The sequence below is a fragment of the Thioalkalivibrio nitratireducens DSM 14787 genome (assembly GCF_000321415.2).
Classification (GTDB): Bacteria; Pseudomonadota; Gammaproteobacteria; order Ectothiorhodospirales; family Ectothiorhodospiraceae; genus Thioalkalivibrio; species Thioalkalivibrio nitratireducens.
In genome coordinates, this window is sequence record NC_019902.2 from 2613545 (window position 1) to 2633276 (window position 19732).

Annotated in this window: 11 protein-coding genes and 1 pseudogene; 3 read left to right on the forward strand and 9 right to left on the reverse strand. The window is 68.4% G+C overall.

The window, feature by feature from the left end:
* Positions 1-811 precede the first annotated feature (811 nt).
* Positions 812-3307, reverse strand: a complete 2496-nt coding sequence (locus tag TVNIR_RS11900; protein WP_015259284.1) for a glycogen/starch/alpha-glucan phosphorylase — start codon at positions 3305-3307, stop codon at positions 812-814.
* Between the two features lie 512 nt (positions 3308-3819).
* Between TVNIR_RS11900 and TVNIR_RS11905 the strand changes: the two genes are divergently transcribed.
* Both TVNIR_RS11905 and TVNIR_RS11910 read left to right on the forward strand, forming a co-directional pair.
* Complete coding sequence (locus tag TVNIR_RS11905) at positions 3820-5466, forward strand: glycerol-3-phosphate dehydrogenase/oxidase (RefSeq protein WP_015259286.1); 1647 nt, start codon at positions 3820-3822, stop codon at positions 5464-5466.
* Positions 5467-5938: 472 nt separating this feature from the next.
* A pseudogene (locus tag TVNIR_RS11910) lies at positions 5939-7155 on the forward strand (IS110 family RNA-guided transposase).
* A gap of 448 nt (positions 7156-7603) precedes the next feature.
* Here the strand turns inward: TVNIR_RS11910 and TVNIR_RS11915 are convergent.
* From TVNIR_RS11915 to TVNIR_RS11950, 8 genes are all read right to left on the reverse strand, one after another.
* Complete coding sequence (locus TVNIR_RS11915) at positions 7604-8728, reverse strand: S41 family peptidase (RefSeq protein WP_015259288.1); 1125 nt, start codon at positions 8726-8728, stop codon at positions 7604-7606.
* Positions 8725-11091: a hypothetical protein gene (locus TVNIR_RS11920; protein ID WP_157092273.1), complete on the reverse strand. Its 2367-nt coding sequence runs from the start codon at positions 11089-11091 to the stop codon at positions 8725-8727. The genes TVNIR_RS11915 and TVNIR_RS11920 overlap by 4 nt, the downstream gene beginning before the upstream one ends.
* 131 nt (positions 11092-11222) lie before the next feature.
* On the reverse strand, positions 11223-11777 hold the full coding sequence (locus TVNIR_RS11925) for a hypothetical protein (RefSeq protein WP_015259290.1): 555 nt from the start codon (positions 11775-11777) through the stop codon (positions 11223-11225).
* Complete coding sequence (locus TVNIR_RS11930) at positions 11774-12415, reverse strand: YMGG-like glycine zipper-containing protein (RefSeq protein ID WP_052316675.1); 642 nt, start codon at positions 12413-12415, stop codon at positions 11774-11776. The genes TVNIR_RS11925 and TVNIR_RS11930 overlap by 4 nt, the downstream gene beginning before the upstream one ends.
* A 35-nt stretch (positions 12416-12450) precedes the next feature.
* Complete coding sequence (locus tag TVNIR_RS11935; protein WP_015259292.1) at positions 12451-14235, reverse strand: formylglycine-generating enzyme family protein; 1785 nt, start codon at positions 14233-14235, stop codon at positions 12451-12453.
* Positions 14225-16063, reverse strand: coding sequence for an ABC transporter permease (locus tag TVNIR_RS11940; protein WP_015259293.1), 1839 nt, complete (start codon positions 16061-16063; stop codon positions 14225-14227). The genes TVNIR_RS11935 and TVNIR_RS11940 overlap by 11 nt, the downstream gene beginning before the upstream one ends.
* A gap of 3 nt (positions 16064-16066) precedes the next feature.
* Positions 16067-16816: an ABC transporter ATP-binding protein gene (locus TVNIR_RS11945; protein WP_157092274.1), complete on the reverse strand. Its 750-nt coding sequence runs from the start codon at positions 16814-16816 to the stop codon at positions 16067-16069.
* An 11-nt stretch (positions 16817-16827) separates the two neighbouring features.
* The gene (locus TVNIR_RS11950) at positions 16828-18933 is read right to left on the reverse strand and encodes a vWA domain-containing protein (RefSeq protein WP_015259295.1); all 2106 of its coding nucleotides are present in this window, start codon (positions 18931-18933) and stop codon (positions 16828-16830) included.
* A gap of 261 nt (positions 18934-19194) precedes the next feature.
* On the opposite strand from TVNIR_RS11950, the gene TVNIR_RS11955 reads away from it, so the two are divergent.
* The gene (locus TVNIR_RS11955; protein ID WP_015259296.1) at positions 19195-19731 is read left to right on the forward strand and encodes a zinc ribbon-containing protein; all 537 of its coding nucleotides are present in this window, start codon (positions 19195-19197) and stop codon (positions 19729-19731) included.
* Position 19732: the final 1 nt, after the last annotated feature.

Sequence of the window (19732 nt, forward strand, 5' to 3'; positions counted from 1 at the left end):
AATCCGGGGTACGAGTGAAGGGCAGCGGGTCGAGTTAGCGTGCGCGGTCAGGCGCCATCAAGAATTATCGCGACCTCAGCCCGACGCGACAGCACGCCCATTATCTTTCATCATCGGGGGTGCCGCGCGCCCGGCGGCATGACAGTTAGCGTGAAAATCCAGCCACGGAAGAACACGGAAATCACGGAAGATGAAACGGATCGAACTTTTTTCCATGTCTTTCCGTGCTTTCCGTGGCTCGCCCTTTCATCTTGCGGGGTGGCCGCTGGCCATGGAAGTTAGCGTGAAAATGCAGCCACGGAAGGACACGGAAATCACGGAAGATGAGACGGATCCAACCCCTTGTCCGTGTCTTTCCGTGCTTTCCGTGGCTCGTCTTTTCATCTTGCGGGGTGGCCGCTGGCCATGAAAGTTAGCGTGAAAATACGGCCACGGAAGCACACGGAAGGCACGGACAAGGGCCGAAAGGCGTTCCTTGCCACGGATGAACACGGATGGACACGGATGTTTTTGGTTGAAACCCTATCCGTGTTCATCCGTGGCTCGCTTTTTCATCCTGCAGGGTGGCCGCTGGCCATGAGAGTTAGCGTGAAAATACGCCGCCCTAGAATCGTATGTCTCTGATTTATAATCGTAGTTTCATCCTTCGGGGTGCCTCGCGGCCGAGGGCATGACAGTTAGCGTGAAAATGCAGCCACGGAAGGACACGGAAATCACGGAAGATGAGACGGATCCAACCCCTTGTCCGTGTCTTTCCGTGCTTTCCGTGGCTCGTCTTTTCATCTTGCGGGGTGGCCGCTGGCCATGAAAGTTAGCGTGAAACTCGCGCGTCGTTGGTTGCCAGCGACACCGGCATCGGTTCGACCCGCCAGATTTTCCCGCAGTACTCGCGGATTGCCCGGTCCGACGAGAAACAGCCGGTGCGCGCGGAATTCAGGATCGACATCCGCGTCCAGCCCGCTACGTCCCGGAACGCATCGCCGGCGCGCGCCTGGGTCTCGATGTAGGCCGGGTAGTCGGCCAGCAGCAGGTAGGGGTCGTGCTGCAACAGGCTGTCGGTCAGCGGGCGGAACAGGTCGGGGTCGCCGTGCGAGAACAGGCCAGAGCGCAGCAGGTCGATCACCTCGCGCAGCTCGTCGTTCCCGCGGTAGATCTCCCACGGGCAATACCCCTCGGCGAGTGTGCGCTCGACCTCCGACACGGTCAGCCCGAACAGGAAGAAGTTCTCGTGGCCGACCGCATGGCGGATTTCCACGTTGGCCCCGTCGAGCGTGCCGATCGTCAACGCGCCGTTCATCGAGAATTTCATGTTGCCGGTTCCGGAGGCTTCCTTGCCGGCGGTGGAGATCTGTTCCGACAGATCCGCGGCCGGGTAGATGCACTCAGCGTTCTTCACGTTGAAGTTCGGCACGAACACGACGCGCAGCCGCTCGTTGACCTCGGGGTCGCGGTTGATCACCTCGGCCACCGAGTGGATCAGCTTGATGATCAGTTTGGCCATGAAATACCCGGGGGCCGCCTTGCCTCCGAATACGAAGGTGCGCGGGGTCGGGTCCGAGTCCGCGCCCTGCTTGATGCGGTGGTACAGGGCCACGATATGCAGCAGGTTCAGGTGCTGGCGCTTGTATTCGTGGATCCGCTTGACCTGGATGTCGAACAGCGACTGCGGGTCGATGACCGCGCCGGTGGCCTCCCGGATCCGCGCGGCCAGGCGTTCCTTTGCAGCGCGTTTCATTGCCTGCCAGCGCTGCTGGAACGCTGCATCGTCCGCGTGTGGCTCGAGCGTGCGCAGGTTTTCGGCGTCGCGCACCCAACCGGGCCCGGCCAGGTCCGTGACGATGCCGCAAAGCTCGGGGTTGCTCAGCTGGACGAACCGGCGTGGCGTGACCCCGTTGGTGACGTTGTGGAACTTTTCCGGCCACAGTTCGTGGAAGTCCCTCATCACGGTGGACTTCACGAGTTCCGAGTGGATCGCGGCGACCCCGTTCACTGCAAAGCTGCCAACGGTGGCGAGGTGGGCCATCCGCACCCGTCGCACCGGGCCTTCCTCGATCAGCGACATGCGGGCGACGCGCTCCGGGTCGAACGGGTAGCGCATGCGCAATTCGTCGAGGAAACGGGCATTGATCTCGTAGATGATTTCCAGATGGCGCGGGAGCAGGCGTCCGAACAACTCCACCGGCCAGGTCTCGAGCGCCTCGGGCAGCAGCGTGTGGTTGGTGTAGGCAAAGGTTCTGCGGGTAATCTCCCAGGCCGCCTCCCAATCCATGCCGTGCTCGTCCAGGCACAGGCGCATCAGTTCGGCCACCGCGATCGACGGGTGGGTATCATTGAGTTGTGCTGCGTACCGCTCGTGGAAGCCCTCGAGGTTCGGCGCTTGCTGCAAGTGTGCGCGCATCATGTCCTGCAGCGAGCAGGACACGAAGAAATACTGCTGTTTCAGGCGCAGTTCCTTGCCCGCCTCCGGCTCGTCGTTTGGGTACAGCACCTTGGTGATGTTCTCGGCCGCGACCTTCGCGTTCACCGCGCCGTAATAGTCGCCCTTTTGGAAGGCCTGCAGGTCGAACGACCGGCCCGCGGTGGCGTGCCAGAGGCGCAGCAGGTTGGTGTTGTCGACGCCGAAGCCCAGGATCGGCGTGTCGTAGGCCATGCCGTAGAGTTCCAACTCCGGTACCCAGCGCACCCGGAACCGGCCGTGTTCGTCGGTGTAGGGCTCCGTGTGCCCCCCGAAGCGCACCGGGAAGCGCAGCAGCGGGCGCGGGATCTCCCACGGGTTGCCGTTGGTCAGCCACAGGTCGCAGTCCTCGACCTGCCAGCCGTCCACGATGCTCTGGTCGAAGATTCCGTGCTCGTAGCGGATGCCGTAGCCGATCGCCGGGATCGACAGCGTCGCGAGCGAGTCCAGATAGCACGCGGCCAGCCGCCCCAGGCCGCCATTGCCGAGCCCCGGTTCGGGTTCCTGGTCCAGGATCTCCTGCAGGTCCATTCCCAGATCCCGCGCGCCCTGGCGGGCGCTGTCGACGATTCCCAGATTGATCAGGTTGTTCCCGAGCTGCGGGCCGAGCAGGTACTCGGCGGACAGGTAGCAGACCGTGCGCGCGTGCGCCTTCCGGTACGTTTCCGCGGTGTGGATCCAGCGCTCCAGCATGCGGTCGCGCACGGTGTAGGCCGCGGCCATGTACAGGTCGTGCGGCGTCGCGACCTCCCAGTAGCGTGCCTGCACGTAGAACATGCTGTCGACGAAGGCGCGTTTCAGGGCTTCCGGGCTCATCCCGGTCCGGGTACGTTCGTCGCTGGATCCGTGCATCGGTGCGCGCTCCTTCCGGGGTGTGCCAAGGGGGTATCCTGCCGCGACACGGGGATCCTTGCCAGCCCGGTGCATCGAGCCGGACGCCGATCGTGCCGGGTTCGGCCGGGGTGGGATCGCGTCGGGACCTTCCTGCTGGCGCGGGATCCCGGTATTCGCACGGATCGTGCCCGTGGCATTCTATGGGTACGCGGGGCCGGGTGCCGAATCGACGCGGGGATCCCGGCGTTCCGTACCCGGCGCCGTACCATCGCCGGGGATCCGATCCAAGCGGGGGTTCGACATGCGCATCCACACGCTGATTCCCGATACCCGCGGCATTGCAGCCCCTCGTGGTGTGGCCGTCCCGCTGCGGCCGCCCCCTGCGCCGAGCCCCCGGTTCTTCGGCCGGGAATGCACCGAGGTCTGGGCCGCAGGGGCTGCGGGGTGTCCGCGACGGAGACATTGGCGCGTCGAGCGCACGCGGTTTGCCCCCGGGGGCGTCCGTGCCGTCCACCGAACGAGGCTGGCCGATGCCCGACCTGCGTGAACGGCAGCTGACGCGCCTCGGCGAAGGACTGTACGACGTGCTGATCGTCGGCGGCGGAATCAACGGCGCGGTATCGGCCGCGGCACTGGCAGGGCAGGGGGCACGCGTTGCGCTGATCGACCGCGGCGACTTCGCCGGTATGACCAGCCAGGCGTCGTCGAATCTGGTTTGGGGCGGGATCAAGTACCTCGAGTCGCGCGAATTCGCGCTGGTGCGTGAACTCTGCCTGAGCCGCAACCGGTTGCTGCGGCATTACCCGTCGTGGGTGCGGGAGGTCCGGTTCCTGGCGACGATCGACCGGGGCTTTCGCTGGGACCCGCGGCTGCTCTGGCTCGGCACCTGGGTCTACTGGCTGTTCGGCAGCGGCTTCACGCGCATCCCGAAGCGCCTGTCGCGGCGCGCGATCGCGCGTGCCGAACCCCGCGTCGACACCGCCGGTGCGTCCGGAGGGTTCGAATACTCGGACGCGTTCCTGTCCGACCACGATGCGCGCTTCGTGTTTCAGTTCGTGCGCGGCGCATTGCGCGATGGCTGCGCGGCCGCCAATTACGTCGAGTCCCTCGGGGCACGGCGCGACGGGGGCGTGTGGACGCTGCATGCCCGCGACGTCGAGACCGGACGCGAACGGGAGATCCGCGCGCGGGTGCTGGTCAACGCCGCCGGACCGCTGGCGGATGCACACAATGCGCTGAGCGGAGTGCGCACCGAGCACCACCACGTGTTCTCGAAGGGAGTACACCTGATCGTGCCGCAGCTGAGCGCCAGCGGCAGGATCCTGACGTTCTTCGGCGACGACGGGCGGCTGTTCTTCGTGATCCCGATGGGCAGCCGCAGCTGCGTCGGAACGACCGACACCCCGGTGGAACACCCGGACACCCGGGTCACCGACGCCGACCGCCGCTTCCTGCTGGACAACGTCAACCGCCGCCTGAAGCTGTCGCGCCCGCTGGCGCCGGCCGACGTGATTGCCGAACGCTGTGGTGTACGCCCACTGGCGGTGCGTGGCAACGCATCGCTGGCCGCCGGCGACTGGCTGCAGCTCTCGCGCCGGCACGTGATCGAGGTCGATCGCGAACGGGCCCATCTGAGCCTGTTTGGCGGCAAACTGACCGACTGTCTGAACGTGGCGGAGGAGGTGGCCGACCGGGTGCAGGAACTGGGGGTCGCACTGCCCATGTGCGGGCGGCGCTGGTATGGCGAGCCGGACGCGGCCGCCCACGAGGCCTTTCTCGATGCTGCACGGGCGCTGCAACTCGATGCCTATACGCCGAGCGGCGCGCACGAACCGCTGTCTCAGCGGCTTTGGCGGCGTTATGACCGCGACGCGATGGAGCTGCTGGCGATGATCCGCGCCGATGCGCGCGCGGCCGAGATCGTGATCGAGGGGACCGAGTATCTGCGTTGCGAGCTGGCGCTCGCCCGCGAGCACGAGATGATCGTGCGCCTGGAGGACTTCCTGCGCCGGCGCTCGAGGATCGCCCAGATCGTCGGGCAGACGGCGCTGCGCGATGCGCCCGGTCTGATCGAGGCCTGCCGGATCCTGTTCGGTGACGACGCCCAACGGCGGTTCGAGCAGTATTTCGCCGATCCCGCCGCCGGGCAGCCGCCCCCGGATTCGGGCGCGCGCTAATTCCCATCGTGTCCGGTCACCACCCGCGACGATGAAACAGGCGTAGGACGGAAAAGGGCGAAGCCCGTCATCCGCCAGCCGGCGCCCGGGGTGCCGCGGGCGCCTGGGCACTGCGAACGCCGTGTGGCGGATGACGCTGCGCTATTCCGCCCTACGGGACACCCGGAACGCGACGCGGGTTCTTTCACGCTAACTGTCATGCCGCCGGGCGCGCGGCACCCCCGATGATGAAAGATAATGGGCGTGCTGTCGCGTCGGGCTGAGGTCGCGATAATTCTTGATGGCGCCTGACCGCGCACGCTAACTCGACCCGCCGTCCTTCACTCGTACCCCGGATTGCCTGGCATGGCCTGGAAGGGTCATGGACAGCGCACGCTAAAAAGAGCCGTCGAGTCCCGACAGGCCGTTGAAGGACGGCGCCCTTGGCGACAGCACATCGTGAAGGATAGTGCGTTTGCCCGAGGAGGTCAGCATGGACATTACCCCGATTCACCGGCGCGTTGTCGGTCTGGATGTGCACCAGAGCAAGATCACGGCCTGTGCGCTGATCGAGCAGCCCGATGGCAGTGTGGCGGTGGAGCACCGGGAATTCGGGGGTTTCAAGCGCGATCGGCGGGCGTTGGCCGAGTGGGTTCGCGGGTTTGACCCCGAGGTCGTGGTGATGGAGAGCACTGGGATCTACTGGAAGAGCCCCTATGCGGCCCTTGAGCGTGTGGGCGTCATGGCCTGGGTGGTCAATGCCCGTCACGCCCGAAACGTGCCTGGCCGCAAGACCGACCTCTCCGATGCCCAGTGGCTGGCCACGCTGGCCCGTGCCGGTCTGCTGCGGGCTTCGTTCATTCCTCCGGCCGAGATCCGCCATCTGCGCCTGATCGCCCGGCAGCGCCAGAAGCTGGTCGGGATGCTGGCCGCGGAGAAGAACCGGCTGCACAAGGTGCTGACCGATGCCGGGATTCGCCTGAACGTGCTGGTCTCCGACGTACACGGCGCGTCGGCACGGGCCATGATCAAGGCCCTGCTCGCCGATGCCCCCATGCACGCAATCCTCGACCTCGCCGGCCGCCTGCGGGCTTCCCGCGAAGAACTGTTCGAAGCCCTGCAACCGGAGGAACTGAGCACCAGGCACCGCTTCGTGCTCAACGAGGTTCTGGCGCACATCGAGTACCTCGAGGCCATGATCGCCCGCTTCGAACAGGAACTGCTTGCGGGTCTGGCCCCCTGGGAGCCGCAGGTGTGCCTGCTGGAAACCGTGCCCGGCATCGACCGCATTGGCGCCGCCATGCTGCTCGTCGAAATCGGTACCGACATGGCGAGCTTCGGCAGCGCCGAACGCCTCGCGTCCTGGGTCGGCATCTGCCCCGGCAACCACGAGAGCGCCGGCAACGCAAAAGCGGACGCACGCGCAAGGGCAACGCCTGGGTCCGTCGCCTGCTGTGCGAGTTCGCGCAAGCCGCCTCCCGCACCCGCTGTGCGCTCAAGGACAAGTTTTCGGCCTTGTCCATCCGCAAGGGACACAAGCGCTCCATCGTGGCCCTGGCGCACAAGCTCCTGCGCATCGTCTACGCCATGCTCAATCATGCGGCCCCCTACCAGGATCGCACCGTCGATTACGAGGCTCTCGTCGTGCAGCGCAACGCGCCGCGCTGGCTGAAGATGCTGGAAAAGCACGGCTATCTCACCGCCACCTGAGCCGCCACACAGGCTCTTCGAGTCCCGCAAGCAGGCATTTGCGCACCGGCATGCGTCACGCCAGAATCTCGCTCGCCCCAACGTCAGGTTCTTTCACGCTAACTGTCATCCCCTCGGCCGCGAGGCACCCCGAAGGATGAAAATACGATTATAAATCAGAGACATACGATTCTAGGGCGGCGTATTTTCACGCTAACGATCATGGTGCGCGCCCACCACCCCCGACGATGAAAGCCCCCTCCCCCGCTTGCGGGGGAGGGTTGGGGAGGGGGCCAGTGCACGGCCCACCGCAGTGCACTCACCCTCACCCCCGCCCCCTCTCCCGCAAGCGGGAGAGGGGAGAAAAAGCCCCTCCCCCGGTCACGGGGGGAGGAGTTGGGGCGCACTGGGCGCGAGTTTCACGTCAAGGAACCACAAGACGGGTGCAACCCGAACCCTGCGCAACGGATCACGCTGGCGGAGCCGCATTCCCGGCACGGGTGTCGGGCGCAACCGGAAGCCGGCGCAGGGTCCGCTCGAGATTCGGCAATACCTCCTGACTGACGGGAAGATCCGGAACCAGGCCGGCACCGGTACAGGTGCTGTGATCCGGAAAATGCACCTCGCGGTTGGTGAAGCGCAGCAGGGAGCCATCCGAAAGCCGCCGCTCGGTCTGGGCCTGGCACTTGCCGAAGGTGGGCTGCCCGGCCAGCCGGGCCCGGCGATGGAACTGCAGGATGCCCGCAAAGACCTCGGCCGCACTGGCCGTCGCGGGCCCCACCAGCAGGAACAGCGGCGGCCCGTTCGGCGATCCCCGGGTCGCGTGGTAGGTCGCGGCCGTCTCGCCGCGCCCGCGGACGCTGCACAGTTCAGTCCCGGGCTCGAGCAGCATCCCGGCCATGTCGATCGCCTCGTAGAGATCCCCTCCGCCGGCATAGCGCAGGTCGATCACCACCGGATCGTCGCCGCCCGGCAGGCGCTCCAGCGTTGCCGCCAGCGCCGTGCGCGTCCGCCCCGCCGCAAAGTCGGTGATCCGCAGCACCGTGGTGCCGCCGACGTCCCAACGCTCGACGTCCAGCAAACGCGCGTGTTCCCGCAACAGCGTCACGTCGTACCGCAAGGGTTCGCCGGGCCGGACCAGCAGCAACCGGACCCGGCTACCAGGCTCGCCCCGGACGAGCCCGGCGACCTGGACCGCATCCAGCCCGGACACCGAACGGCCACCGACCGCGAGCAGTTGCACCCGATCGCGGAATCCGGCCTGGGCCAGCGGCCCACCCTGCCGCGGCAGCAGCCACGTGCCATCGGGGTCGACCTCGAGCTCCGCCGCGATCCCCGCCCCGGCAGGCATATCGCCGGTACCCGGGGCCGGAAACCAGTCGGCGTAGGGATCGAGCTGCCGCAGGTCGCCACGGAGATCGTCGAACGCCAGGGCCTCCAGCACCGCGGCGTCGGGCTCCGGCAGGAGTTCCCGGCCCAGGATCTCCCGAATCTCCCCGAGCGGCGCCGCCGGCATCGGCTGGGCCCCGGCCGCAAGCCCGACGAGCAGCCCGAACAACAGCAGCCGGCGGCCGACCGCCGGGCGCCGGATCAATGTCCCTCGTCCATCAGCAACATACTCAGGTCGTGGCCATTGACCTGGAACTCGCCCAGGCTGTTCGCATGCAGATGATAGAAATGCACCGGCTCGCCCGCGTCGTTCTCGCGTTCCTCGCCGGCCATCTTCAGGATCGTCGCGATCCCCATGATCTGCTGCCGTTCCTGGTCGCTGTCCGCGAGTTCCAGTGCGAGATCCAGCAGCGTGTCGAAGTTCCGGATCTGCAGTTCCATCTCGCTGCGCAGCACGCCCGATTCGACCTCCTCGGTGTCGACCCAGCTGTTGCCGTGCAGGCGCAGCCCCCCGACCGGCAGGTCGATCACGAGTTCGCGGATGTCGATCCGGGTGTCGTTCTCCAGCATCGCCGCCATCGCATCCTGCGCCATCTCGGCGCCGTTTCCGGCCGCGCCCTGCAGCGCGGCTCCGTCTGCGAGGAACGCCCCCGGCAGACGCGACGCGACCAGATCCAGCACCAGCTCCTGCGGGAACAGCTCGTCCGGGATCGGGCTCATTCCCATCGGCAGGCCCGCGAGGCCGCGCTGGCGGTAGGCCAGCGAAACCCCCGGAGCCGGGGTGTCCAGGTCCGAAAGCCCCAGGCCGAACTCGAACTGCTCGAGGCCGAACGGCGGTTCGTCGGCGAGGTACTCGGCGACCATCTGGCCGTTGGCGCCATGCAGCGAAAGATCGACGCTGAAACCGCCGAGGATCTCTTGCGCCGACGCGATCAGATCGTCCTCGGCCAGTTCCCCCGTCATCAACGACGCCAGCCCCAGCTGCAGCAGCGTCATCGGCGCGATGCGGTCCAGACGCAGATTCCATTCGGCTGCATCGAGATCGAACGCGTACTCCTCGTCGCCGAAGCTCCAGCCCCGGCCCTCGAGGCCAGCCCAGAGGTCGCGCTTCAGATCACCGGCCGCAGACGGAACGAACCCGGTGTTCAGCGCCGCACGCGCCACGCGCAGGTGCCCGACCTCGCCCGGCGGGGCCTGTACCGCCAGATCCTCCACCTCGATCCGGGACTGCATCCCCCCCAGCGCTGTCAGCAATCCGGACAGCAGCTCGGCGGGATCGCGTTCCATCAGCGTCTCGGGTGCCGCAGCCATGTCGCCGAATGCCGCGAGTCCCACGAGATCGACGTCCTCATAGTCGACGCCGACCGACAGCCGGCCCAGATGCCCGATCGGTTCCGCAGCAGCACTCGCCAGCGACACGCCTTCCACTACGAACGCCAGGGGCCCGGTCACCACGCCGGGTTCCCGTTCGTCGAGATCCAGGGTCAGCGCGAGGCGCTGCGCGTCGAGCCGACCCGGTTGCTCCGGATCCAGCGCCGCTGTCGGCGACTCGGACTCGAGAACGAGATCGCCGAGATGGACCGCCAGCTGGAGCGGGCTCGCGAGATCACCGGCCCAGACACCGCTCATCGAGCGCTCGCCGATGCTGATCCGTGCGGCAAGGTCGCCGTTCCGGTCCCGGAGCGGGACGTCGCCCGGCAATTGCACGGTCACCTCCCAGCGCTCGCTCCCCAGCGGCCGCAGCTCGGCCGCCAGGTCCCCCAGCTCTGCGGTGACGTCATCGGGCGCCTCCAGCGTCAGCGACGGGAGCAGCAACCCGATCCGGCCGTCCGGGTGTTCGTCGATGCCGATTCCCCCACCGAGAACCCACGGGGACCCCGGCTCGGTGAACAGCCGGTCCAGGGCCTCGCGCAGCGCCAGCGCCGGATCGGACAGTGCCGGGGCATCCCGCGGAACGCCGTCGCGATCGGCTGCGACCCGCCCCGGCGCCAGACCGTCATCCGCGTCCGGCGACGCACTCGGACCCCCCTCGGCCCGTTCCAGCGCGCCTCGGGTTTCCCGAACGCCGCCGTGCAACTCCAGCGCCAGCAACGTTCCGGCCGCATCGCGCAGCACGGCCCGGCCCTCTCCGCGCAGCAGGCCCGGCGCAGCCGACTCGAGTTCGTGGCCGGCCTGCAGCGCCGCCCAGTCGAGGTAGTCATGCTCCTGCAGCAGCGCGAGCAACCGCTCCAGTGCGTCGGGATCGGCATCGAGGCGGCCTGCCTCCGCGTCCGCCTGCAGCGCCGCGACTTCCGGCATGCCCGCTGCCAGCAGGTCGACACCGACACCCCGTAGCGACAAGGCCAGCGCACCGAACTCGTCGGGCAGCCGCCCGAACGCGCGCAATGCCCGGACCGTGGTGTGTCCCCCGGATGCCATGTCGAGCAATTCCGCCGGTCCCGCCGCGCGCTCGACCTGCCCGTCGACCTCGATCACCTCGAGGCGTTCGGTTGCATGGGCCGCCCCGGCAGATACCAGCAGCAACGCCAGCCAACCGTACAGCAGCCCTAGACCCGCCCGTTTGTTCATGCCGTTCTCTCTCTCCGTGTCGTGATGGATGCGGCGGCGGCCCAAGGGCCCGCCACCGGCGAATATCGGTCCCGCCGGCACGCCGAGCGTTCCGGTGCCGACCATGTGCGCGGGCGCGGCCGCCGCGCCCCTCAGCGCGCCAGCTCGAGCGATAGTTCCAGCAGCATTTCGTATTCCCGCTGCAAGGCCCTGCGCTGTTCCTCCAGCTGCCGCCGGCGCAGTTCCACCGCCGGGTCGGCTCCACCTCCCGGCCCGACGCCTTCTAGAGCGTCCAGACTGGATTGCTGTTCGCGCATGCCGCCTTGCAGCGAAACGAGACGCGTCTGCAATTCCTGAACCCGCTGGTCGCCGCTGCCGTGACGCGCTTCCAGGTCATCGACGGTTTGCGAGAGGTCCGCCACGTCCTGCTGCATCCGCGCCAGGCGGCTGCGCTCGGCGGCCACCTGCTGCTCGCGCGTCTGGTGCAGGGCATCGAGTTCGCTGCGCTCGGTCTCGAGTTCTGCCTGCACCGCACGCAGGCGTTCCAGCCGCTCCTCGCGCTCGCGCACCCGCGCATCGTACGCCCCGCTGTGGATCCCGGCGACGCCACCGAAGAACCCGCCTTCGCGCGGGTCGGTCGGCGCGCTGGCGCAGCCGGCGGCCAGCCCCGCTGCAGCCAGCGCGGCCCACCATGACGGCCGCTTCATACCGAGAGCCTCTGGTCGATCCGCGCGAGCTGCGTACTGCCCTCGCGCAGCGCCTCGAGGTTCTCTTGCAGCGCCTGTACCTCGCGCTCGAGGCGGACGATGTAGGGGTCGTCGGCAGCCCGATTCGCGCGCTCTTCCTGCAGGATCACCGTCTGGATCTCGTATTCCGCCGCCAGCGTTTCCTCCAGCTCCTGGCTGGTCGCGATGTGCTGTTGCAGTTCGTTGCGTTTCGCCTGCAGTCCGGCCTTCTGTACCTGCCCGGAATCGTAGCGCGCACGCAATTGCTCGGCCTCATGCTCGAGGCGCACGATGTCCTGGCGCACGCGCGCATTGTAGGCGGTGGTGGTCCGGTTGAACTCGTCGACCCGGGCGATCTCGGCATCGAGGAACTCCTCCGTGGTCGCGTAGGCCTGCTTGCGCTTCGCGATCTCGTTGCCCACCGCGTAACCGGCGCCGGCGCCGATCGCGGCGCCGATCAATGCACCGCGTTCACGGTCAATCGCATAGCCGAGCAGCCCGCCGACCACCGCGCCGACGCCCGCACCCTCGGCCCGGGTGCGTTGCTCGTCCGTGGCGGCGCAGCCTGCCACCGCCGTCGCCACCAGGCCCGCGGCCACGATCCTGTTCAGTCTGTTCATCGTCTCCTGCCCTCGCTTGATCGCAGATACCAACATCAACCCTCGAATCCAGCGAAGCGTTCCCGGAACGCTTCGCGCCACCGTTCGGGCTCTGCCCGGCGCTGCTCGGCGTACTCCTCGAGATGCTGGCCGAGCAATTCGAGCACCGCGCGCTCGCGCGGCGGCGGTTCGGCCGCGCGCAAGGTCTCCAGCGCCTGCTCGATGTAGACGGTTTCGTAGTCTCCGAGCCGCGCCACCCGGTCGCGATACCCCTGCAGCTGTTCCCCGACCGCGGTCTCCAGATCGCGCATAGAAGACTCGACCGCGGCCACCTGCTCCTGGTAGCGGCTCGAGATCTCCAGCAGCTGCCGGGCGCTGTCGCGCGTGCGCTCGAGGCGCTCCAGACGTGACAGATAGACGCTGAGGTTCACGCCATTGCGGGCGGCGTCCTGCGCGAGGCTGCGCGCGCTCTCCCGTTGCGCGAGCTCGAGCCGCTCCCGGGCGCGGTCCATGTATTCCTGAACCGCGGTCAGCGGCTCGCGCAGATCGGCATTCTGATCCATCAGCCGCGCCAGGATCGGCTCCACGGTGCCCAGCTGGACGCTGGCCTGCGCGACCAGGTTGTCGAGCGTGCGGCCGACCGGCATCGTGCGCCGGATGTCGGCCCGGTAGTCCTCGTACTCGCGCTCGATCTCGGCGCGCTGGCTCGACGACACCACCACGTTCGCGCCGATCGCGAGCCGAGCGCCGGTATTGAACGAGCGCCGCTCCTGGACCCGCTGGCGGTCGGGATCCCAGGCGTAGGCATCGAGTTCGGCCCGAAGCGCTGTGCGCATGTCCGCCGCCGGGGTCGAGACGCTACCGCCGCGCACCGCGACCCCGCCCGGCTTGCCCTGCCAGATCTCGGGCCGAAAAAGCCCTGCGGTCATTTCCTGGGCGTTGCCGTGCAGGTCGTGGAACCCCAGCCGGTTGGCTGCGCGCAGACCCACCGGGCGCAGCTGGTGCCGGGCGTTGCCCAGGTGCCAGGCGCGCTCGTTCAGCTCCCGCGCGGGAAACGGCAGCCGGTCGTCGAACGTGCCCGCCTCCAGCGCAGGCAGTCCGCCGCGCGCGACGAATTCCCATTCCTCTTCGGTGGGCAGGCGCAGGAAACCGGGCACCCCGTCCACCGTTGGCAACGGCTCCAGCCGCTCCGGGTGTTCCGGGTCGAACAGCCAGTGGTTGTAGCGGCGAATGAAGACCTCGATGTCCTGGTGGCTGACGAAAGTCAGCGGCCGCATCAGCGCATCGCGCAGCGCGCGGCCCCGGAGTCCGGCCAGATTGCGGTCCTCCGGATCCCCGGACGTTTCCAGCAACGCATCCAGCCCCATCACCGCGAGATACTGTCCCTTGGTCAGCTCGTACTTCGCGAGCACGATCTCCCAGCCCTCGCCGTCGGCCGCCGGGAACGAACCGCTGATCTGGGTGCGCTGCAGCCCCTCGAAAATCCCGCCGGACGCGTCCCCGAGCTGGATCACGCGTTCCGGGTCTCCCCAGAAGCCGCTCCCCGGCACGCGCGCACGGCGGAAGACCATTTCGGCGCCCTCCGGCATCGGAAGCACCAGATCCCCGGCAGCGGGCTTCGGGTTGTACACCGTCGCCGGCGGCGGCTCGGCGTGCAGCGGCGTGACCGGCCAGCCGAGGCCGACCAGCAACGCGACGATCGGAAACCACCACCGGCAGGTCCCGCCCGGAACGACCCGCCGCAGGTCGCGCAGGATGCCGGCTGCGGGTATGGCGACACCGCGCGGCTGCCCGGCCCCTCCGGCGCTTGCGGCGTGGATCGGTGCGACACTACTGTTCACGGATGACCTCCGCGGGATCGATTCGAGTGGCCCGCCAGGCGGCGGCCAGCGACGACAATACGGCGAGGAGCAGGGTCGCGGCCACCGCTGCCAGCAGGTACACCGGCGGCAGCGTACAGAACTTCTCGCCGGGGGCGAGATCGACCGCAAACGCGCGGTTGATTGCCACCGCGAGTCCCAGATAGCTGGCCATGCCCGCCGCCAGACCCAGCCCCGCGATGATCACGCCCTGCGCTACCGGGAAAAAGAACACGTGGCGGCGCGCGAGTCCGACCAGACGCAGCACCCCGAGATCGCGGCGGCGGCGCTCTACCGCCGCATACAGGCTTGCGACCAGCACCGCGACGCCGCCACTGACCCCGAGCAGCGCAATCAGCCAGAACAGCCGGCCAAGACCCGCATCGAGCACCTGGATGCGCTGGATCGCGTCGACCTCGGCAATCACCTCGATGCCCTGGTCGGTCAGCCGGCGATACAGCCCGGGAACGTCGTCGATGCCCTGCGCGTACATCCGGAACCCGCGATAGCCGCCGCGCTGCATCAAGAAACGCTCCTGGTCCGGATCGTACTCGAGCGCCCGCTGCTGCGCGGTGCGCAGCACGCCGAGCAGCTCCGCCGGCACCAGCGGCCGTTCCAGCGGGCTGGCACCGACGATCCGCAGCGGGAATGCCAGCGGTGCGACCCCCTCCGCGGCCACCTCCACCCGAGCGTCGCGATCGAGATCCGCGAGCGCCGTCGTCAGATGCCCGTCCGCGGCGACGCGCCCGGTGAAACGGCCCCACGGCAGTGCCGGCAGGCCGAGCCGGTCGGCGTCGGCCCGATCCAGCGACACCCCGACCGGGTGCAGCTCGGTGGTGCCGGCTGTCAGCCGAACATCCTGCACATACGGCAGCAGCACGCGGTCGCGGCCACGCAGCTTCTGTTCCACCGCCCGTATGCCGGACAGGGTCACCGTGCCCCCCGGAGTGAACAGGTCGTACCCCTGCCACTCCCCGGGCGGAGACCAGCCCAGGCGCTGCGCCAGCCCGGCCGTGTCGAGTTCGCCGATACGCGCGAAGCCGGTGTTGATGATCAGTCCGGTACGTTCGATCGGCGGCAGCGACTCCGGCAGCAACAGCACCACGCCGTCGAAACTCAAAAACGGATCGGGGCTGTCGCCGGGCCAGCCGCGCGCCGGCGCCCCGTAACCTTCCTTGTAGGCTTCCACGTCCAGCACGAACGACAGCGGCGCATAGATCCGCGCCAGCGAACCGGCCCGCGGGGGCAGCACCGCGGCCACCGTGAGCGCAGCCTCCGCCGCTTCGCCGCGGCCGCCGCGTGCACGGGTGACCCGGCCGGTGATCTCCGCGCCTGCGGACACGCCAAGCCGGTGTGCGGCCTCCGCGGTCAGTACCACCTCGCCGGCCTGCGGAACGGGCGCATCGTTCTCGAGCAGCAGCGGATCGCCGGGGGCAGTGGGTACCAGGTCGTACAGTGCGCGCTCGCGTTCGCGCTCCGGGTGTGGCACCTGCAGCACCGACGACAGCGGCAACACGGTCGGCGTCAGGAATCCGACGCCGGGCCAGCGGCCGGCGTCGGCGAACCACTGCGGGGAATACTCCCGGGTCTGCGCCGGGCGCAGCTCCCGGAACACGGGATCCTCGACCAAGCGCTCGCGCAGCGTTTCGATGGTGCCGTGCTTCAGCCCGAGCAACACCAGCAGCGGCGCGATCACCGCGGCGAGCGCGATCACCAGGCACAAGGTCAGGATCCACTCGTGCCGCAGGTTCGCCGCGGCGAGCGACGGGACCAGGCGCAGGGGACGCGGATGCGCGGCGGGCTGTGGCATCGTTCAGGCCGCCTCGAAGCATTGCGAGCGCGTTTCCTGTTCGGAAACCTGCTCCATCCGGAAGCCGTAGGTCCGGTCGGCATGCGCGCCGATCAGCTCCACGTCGTGGGTGACCACGACCACCGCGACGCCGCGCTCGCGCGCAAGCGCCTGAAGGTCGGTGAAGATCGCCACGGCGCGCGCCTTGTCGACCGCCGCGGTCGGCTCGTCGGCCAGCACCAGCCGGGGCCCGTGCAACAATGCGCGCAGAATCGCAACGCGCTGGCGCTGGCCGATCGACAGCGCGTCCGGCATCCGCCGCAAGCAGCCGTCCAGGCCCAGGCGCCGGGCCAGTTCGGCCGCCGCGCGGTCCGGGCTCGGCAGGCCCTTGACCCGCGCCGGCAACGCGATGTTGTCGGCAACGCTCAGGAACGGCAGCAGGCCGCCGGTCTGCAGCACATAGCCCAGGGAGTCGCGGCGCAGTGCCGCGAGCCGGGTCTCCGCACCCGAGGCCCACAGCGCGCGCACGTCGGTCGCCGGCGCCTCCGGATCGAACTGCATTTCGAAGCGTTCGACCCGAGTCGGTTCCATCACCAGCGCGAGCATGTCCAGCAGCGTGCTCTTGCCGCAGCCGCTGTCGCCCACCACCGCCACCAGTTCCCCGGGGCCGACGTGCAGCGCCGGCACGCCGAGCTCGAACACGCTCTCGCCCTGTGCCCGGCGCTTGACTGCCCCCTGCATCAGGGCCAGGGGCGGCTGCGCTGCGGAACGCACCTCGCCCCCGGTCAGGGGAGGTAGTCCAGATGCAGCGGGTAGACCATGTCGCGATCGCGGTCGGCATCGTTCATCCGGAACCAGGCGTCGACCTGTTCGTTGATCGCCCGGTACTGTTCCAGCTTCGCCAGAATGCTCCATTCGAGCTGCGAACGCTGCTCGGTGGTCATGCTCGCGAACATCTCGTCGTTCAGCGACAGAATGTCGCTGCGATACGGCAGACTCTGAATGAACGCCGGCAACAGACCGGTGCCGGCCAGATCGCGGGCCTGGCCGAGATCTTCCGGGCGCTTCATCGCCTGCCCGGACACGCTCTGCAAGGCCTCGAAGAACTGGGCCTGCGTGACTTCGGCGCGCATCAGCGCCTGGACTACCTGGTCGAGCGCCTGCGCCAGGCTGCTCAGCTGCTCGCGGGTCACCAGCACGCGGACATCGAGCGCACGGTCGACGGGATGGACGAGATCGCGGTCGAGCACCCAGGCGACGATATCCTTCGGGGGATTCGCGGAACGCCCCAGGTACTCGACCAGCGCCGCCTCCCAGAGCCGGTCGACCGTCGTCAGGGTTTCCAGCGGCGGCAGTTCCTCGTCGGCCACCGGCTCGTGTTCGCCGGCGGTCGTCGCCAGCCTTTCGATCAGTCCGTTCGCCACGCTGTCGATCAGCCCGTAGAAGGCCCGGTCGTCGAAGGCATCGACGCTGTCGTAGGCCGATTCGTCGCGCGAGCCCCGGATACGCGCGAGATGACGGAACTGGGGCTCGGCGATCGGGTGATCCTCGGTCGCGCGAGGGTCGAGCAGGTGGATTGCGTGCAGGTGGACCTGAGCATCGTCCAGCTCCCGGCGCAGGTCGATCTCGTCCTTTCCGGTGATGTTCTGCGGGTGTCCCTTCGGGTGCGAGCTCGCGTCGCCGATCAGGATCATGAAGCGCAGCGCGCCGTCGCGCCACTGCGACTGCAGGGCCGTGTCGACACCGGCAAAGACTTCCTCGGCATAATCCAGGCTGCCGACCTCGGTCGCGCGGACTTCGTCCTCGAGCCGTTCGGCCAGCGTCGCACTGTCGACGAGTTCGGGCGTCCAGTTCCGGGTGTCGTACTCGAGCTGCGGGATCACTTCGATCGAATCGCGGAAGGTCACCAGGCCGAAACGCACCCGGTCGTCGGTCATTCTCCGGAACCGGGCAGCGGTGCTCGCAACCGCGTCGCGGGTCATGTCGATGAACGGCTGCATGCTGCGCGTGGTGTCGATCACGAACACGATGTCGGCCTGCAGGTCCGAGCGCCGCTCGGCGGCACCGTCGACCCGCGCGACCCGGGCCTGCTCGCGGTACTCGGCCGCATCGAGGGTATCGGCACCGCGGGCACCGGGAACCGCGGCCGCGATCTGCAGCAGGCGGGCGTCATCGCCGTCGATCTGGGTCTGCTCCCACTCCAGGATCGGCAGCACGTAGAACTGCCGGGTGATGTCGACGAAACGCTGCGGTTCCATGCTGACGACCTGTTCCGGCGCGTCGCCGTCGTCGATCGCGCGGTACAGCGCGCGAGCGCGCCCGGCCATGTCGAAGTCGTCGACCAGCCCGGCCAGATCCCGGTAGTCGCGGAACATCAGCACCGGGTTGCGGCCCTCGATCGGTCCGCCCGGGTGGGTGTAGGACACCAGCAGCGCCTGCCGCCACTCCAGCACGTCGCGCGCCTGCATCCAGCCATCGGCTTCGGCGCGCGTGCGCCCGACCCGATACCAGCCGGCCGGATCGGCTGCATCGCTCAAGTCCAGGTCCTGCCGTTCGAACACGTACAGCGGGTGGAACGACGGGACGTTCGCGATGCGGATGCCGGCGGGATCGGCGTTGCGGTCTGCATACACATGCGAGAACGGCCGGGGCAGCACCCGCAACGGCAACTGCGTCGCCTCCTCGATGCAGACCTGACCCTCCGCACACAGGATCGGTTCCTCGGGCGCCGCAGGCTCATGGCCATGGGTGCCCTCGAGCGCCGACAATCCCGGAGACGGCGGCGCATGGCCAGCGGTGCCTTCCAGCTGATCCAGCAGTGACTGCCCCGAAGCGACCATCGGCAGTGCGGCCAGCGCTGCCGCCAACCCGAGTCCGATCCACCTGTTCATCCTGCTTTCCCCCTGCGACTGTGACGTTTCCCAATGTCCGGAACGGTCCGGCGACGACGTGGCAGCGCCCGCCTTGCGGTCGGCCCGGCGCACGCTCCCGGTGCCATCGGCAGATTCCGCACTGCATGGCAGTATACCCCCACCCCGCATGGTTCAATAGCGCCCCGGCAGCTTCCGGTACGCGGCGACCGCGAGCCGGTGCAGCCATGCGGCGACGTGCTACCGTATGGGCAGGGGTTGCTTGGTCGAGGAGGCGAGGAGATGAACGAGAACGACAGCCTGCAGGACGACCGCCTGGAACAGGCGTACGGCCGGATGCTGCAGAAGGTGTCCGAGGATCTGGAGGCGTTGTCCGACCGCAGTAGCGTGGCGCTGAACGATCTGCTGGAAAATGCCCGCAAGGAAGTGGTCGATGCTGAACACCTCAACGCCGACGAGGCGGACAGGGTCACCGAATACGTGCGCCGGGATCTGCACGACCTGGGTGCGTTCCTGGAATCGGGGACGCAGGACTGGCGCGACTGGCTACGGATCGACCTGGCATTGATCGAGGCCAGCCTGCTGAACGCGCTGAACACGGTCGCCGACCGAACCAAGGTGGAACTGGCGCATCTGGCCGCGCGCGCCTACCGCGTCGGCGAATGGCACACGGGCGAGGTCACCGGGCCCGGCGAGCTCACCTGCCTGTCCTGCGGCGGGACCATGCACCTGTCCCGGGTGGGCAAGATCCCGCCCTGCCCGCACTGCCGGCACACCCGTTTCCACCGCGGGGGGCCGGCGCCGGAGGGGTCGGAGTAAG

Bases quoted from the DNA above. Each gene is read 5' to 3' on its own strand.
- TVNIR_RS11925 (WP_015259290.1), bottom strand. From the start codon at position 11,777: ATGAAGCGGCCGTCATGGTGGGCCGCGCTGGCTGCAGCGGGGCTGGCC.
- TVNIR_RS11930 (WP_052316675.1), bottom strand. From the start codon at position 12,415: ATGAACAGACTGAACAGGATCGTGGCCGCGGGCCTGGTGGCGACGGCG.
- TVNIR_RS11920 (WP_157092273.1), bottom strand. From the start codon at position 11,091: ATGAACAAACGGGCGGGTCTAGGGCTGCTGTACGGTTGGCTGGCGTTG.
- TVNIR_RS11940 (WP_015259293.1), bottom strand. From the start codon at position 16,063: ATGCCACAGCCCGCCGCGCATCCGCGTCCCCTGCGCCTGGTCCCGTCG.
- TVNIR_RS11950 (WP_015259295.1), bottom strand. From the start codon at position 18,933: ATGAACAGGTGGATCGGACTCGGGTTGGCGGCAGCGCTGGCCGCACTG.
- TVNIR_RS11900 (WP_015259284.1), bottom strand. From the start codon at position 3,307: ATGCACGGATCCAGCGACGAACGTACCCGGACCGGGATGAGCCCGGAA.
- TVNIR_RS11955 (WP_015259296.1), top strand. From the start codon at position 19,195: ATGAACGAGAACGACAGCCTGCAGGACGACCGCCTGGAACAGGCGTAC.
- TVNIR_RS11905 (WP_015259286.1), top strand. From the start codon at position 3,820: ATGCCCGACCTGCGTGAACGGCAGCTGACGCGCCTCGGCGAAGGACTG.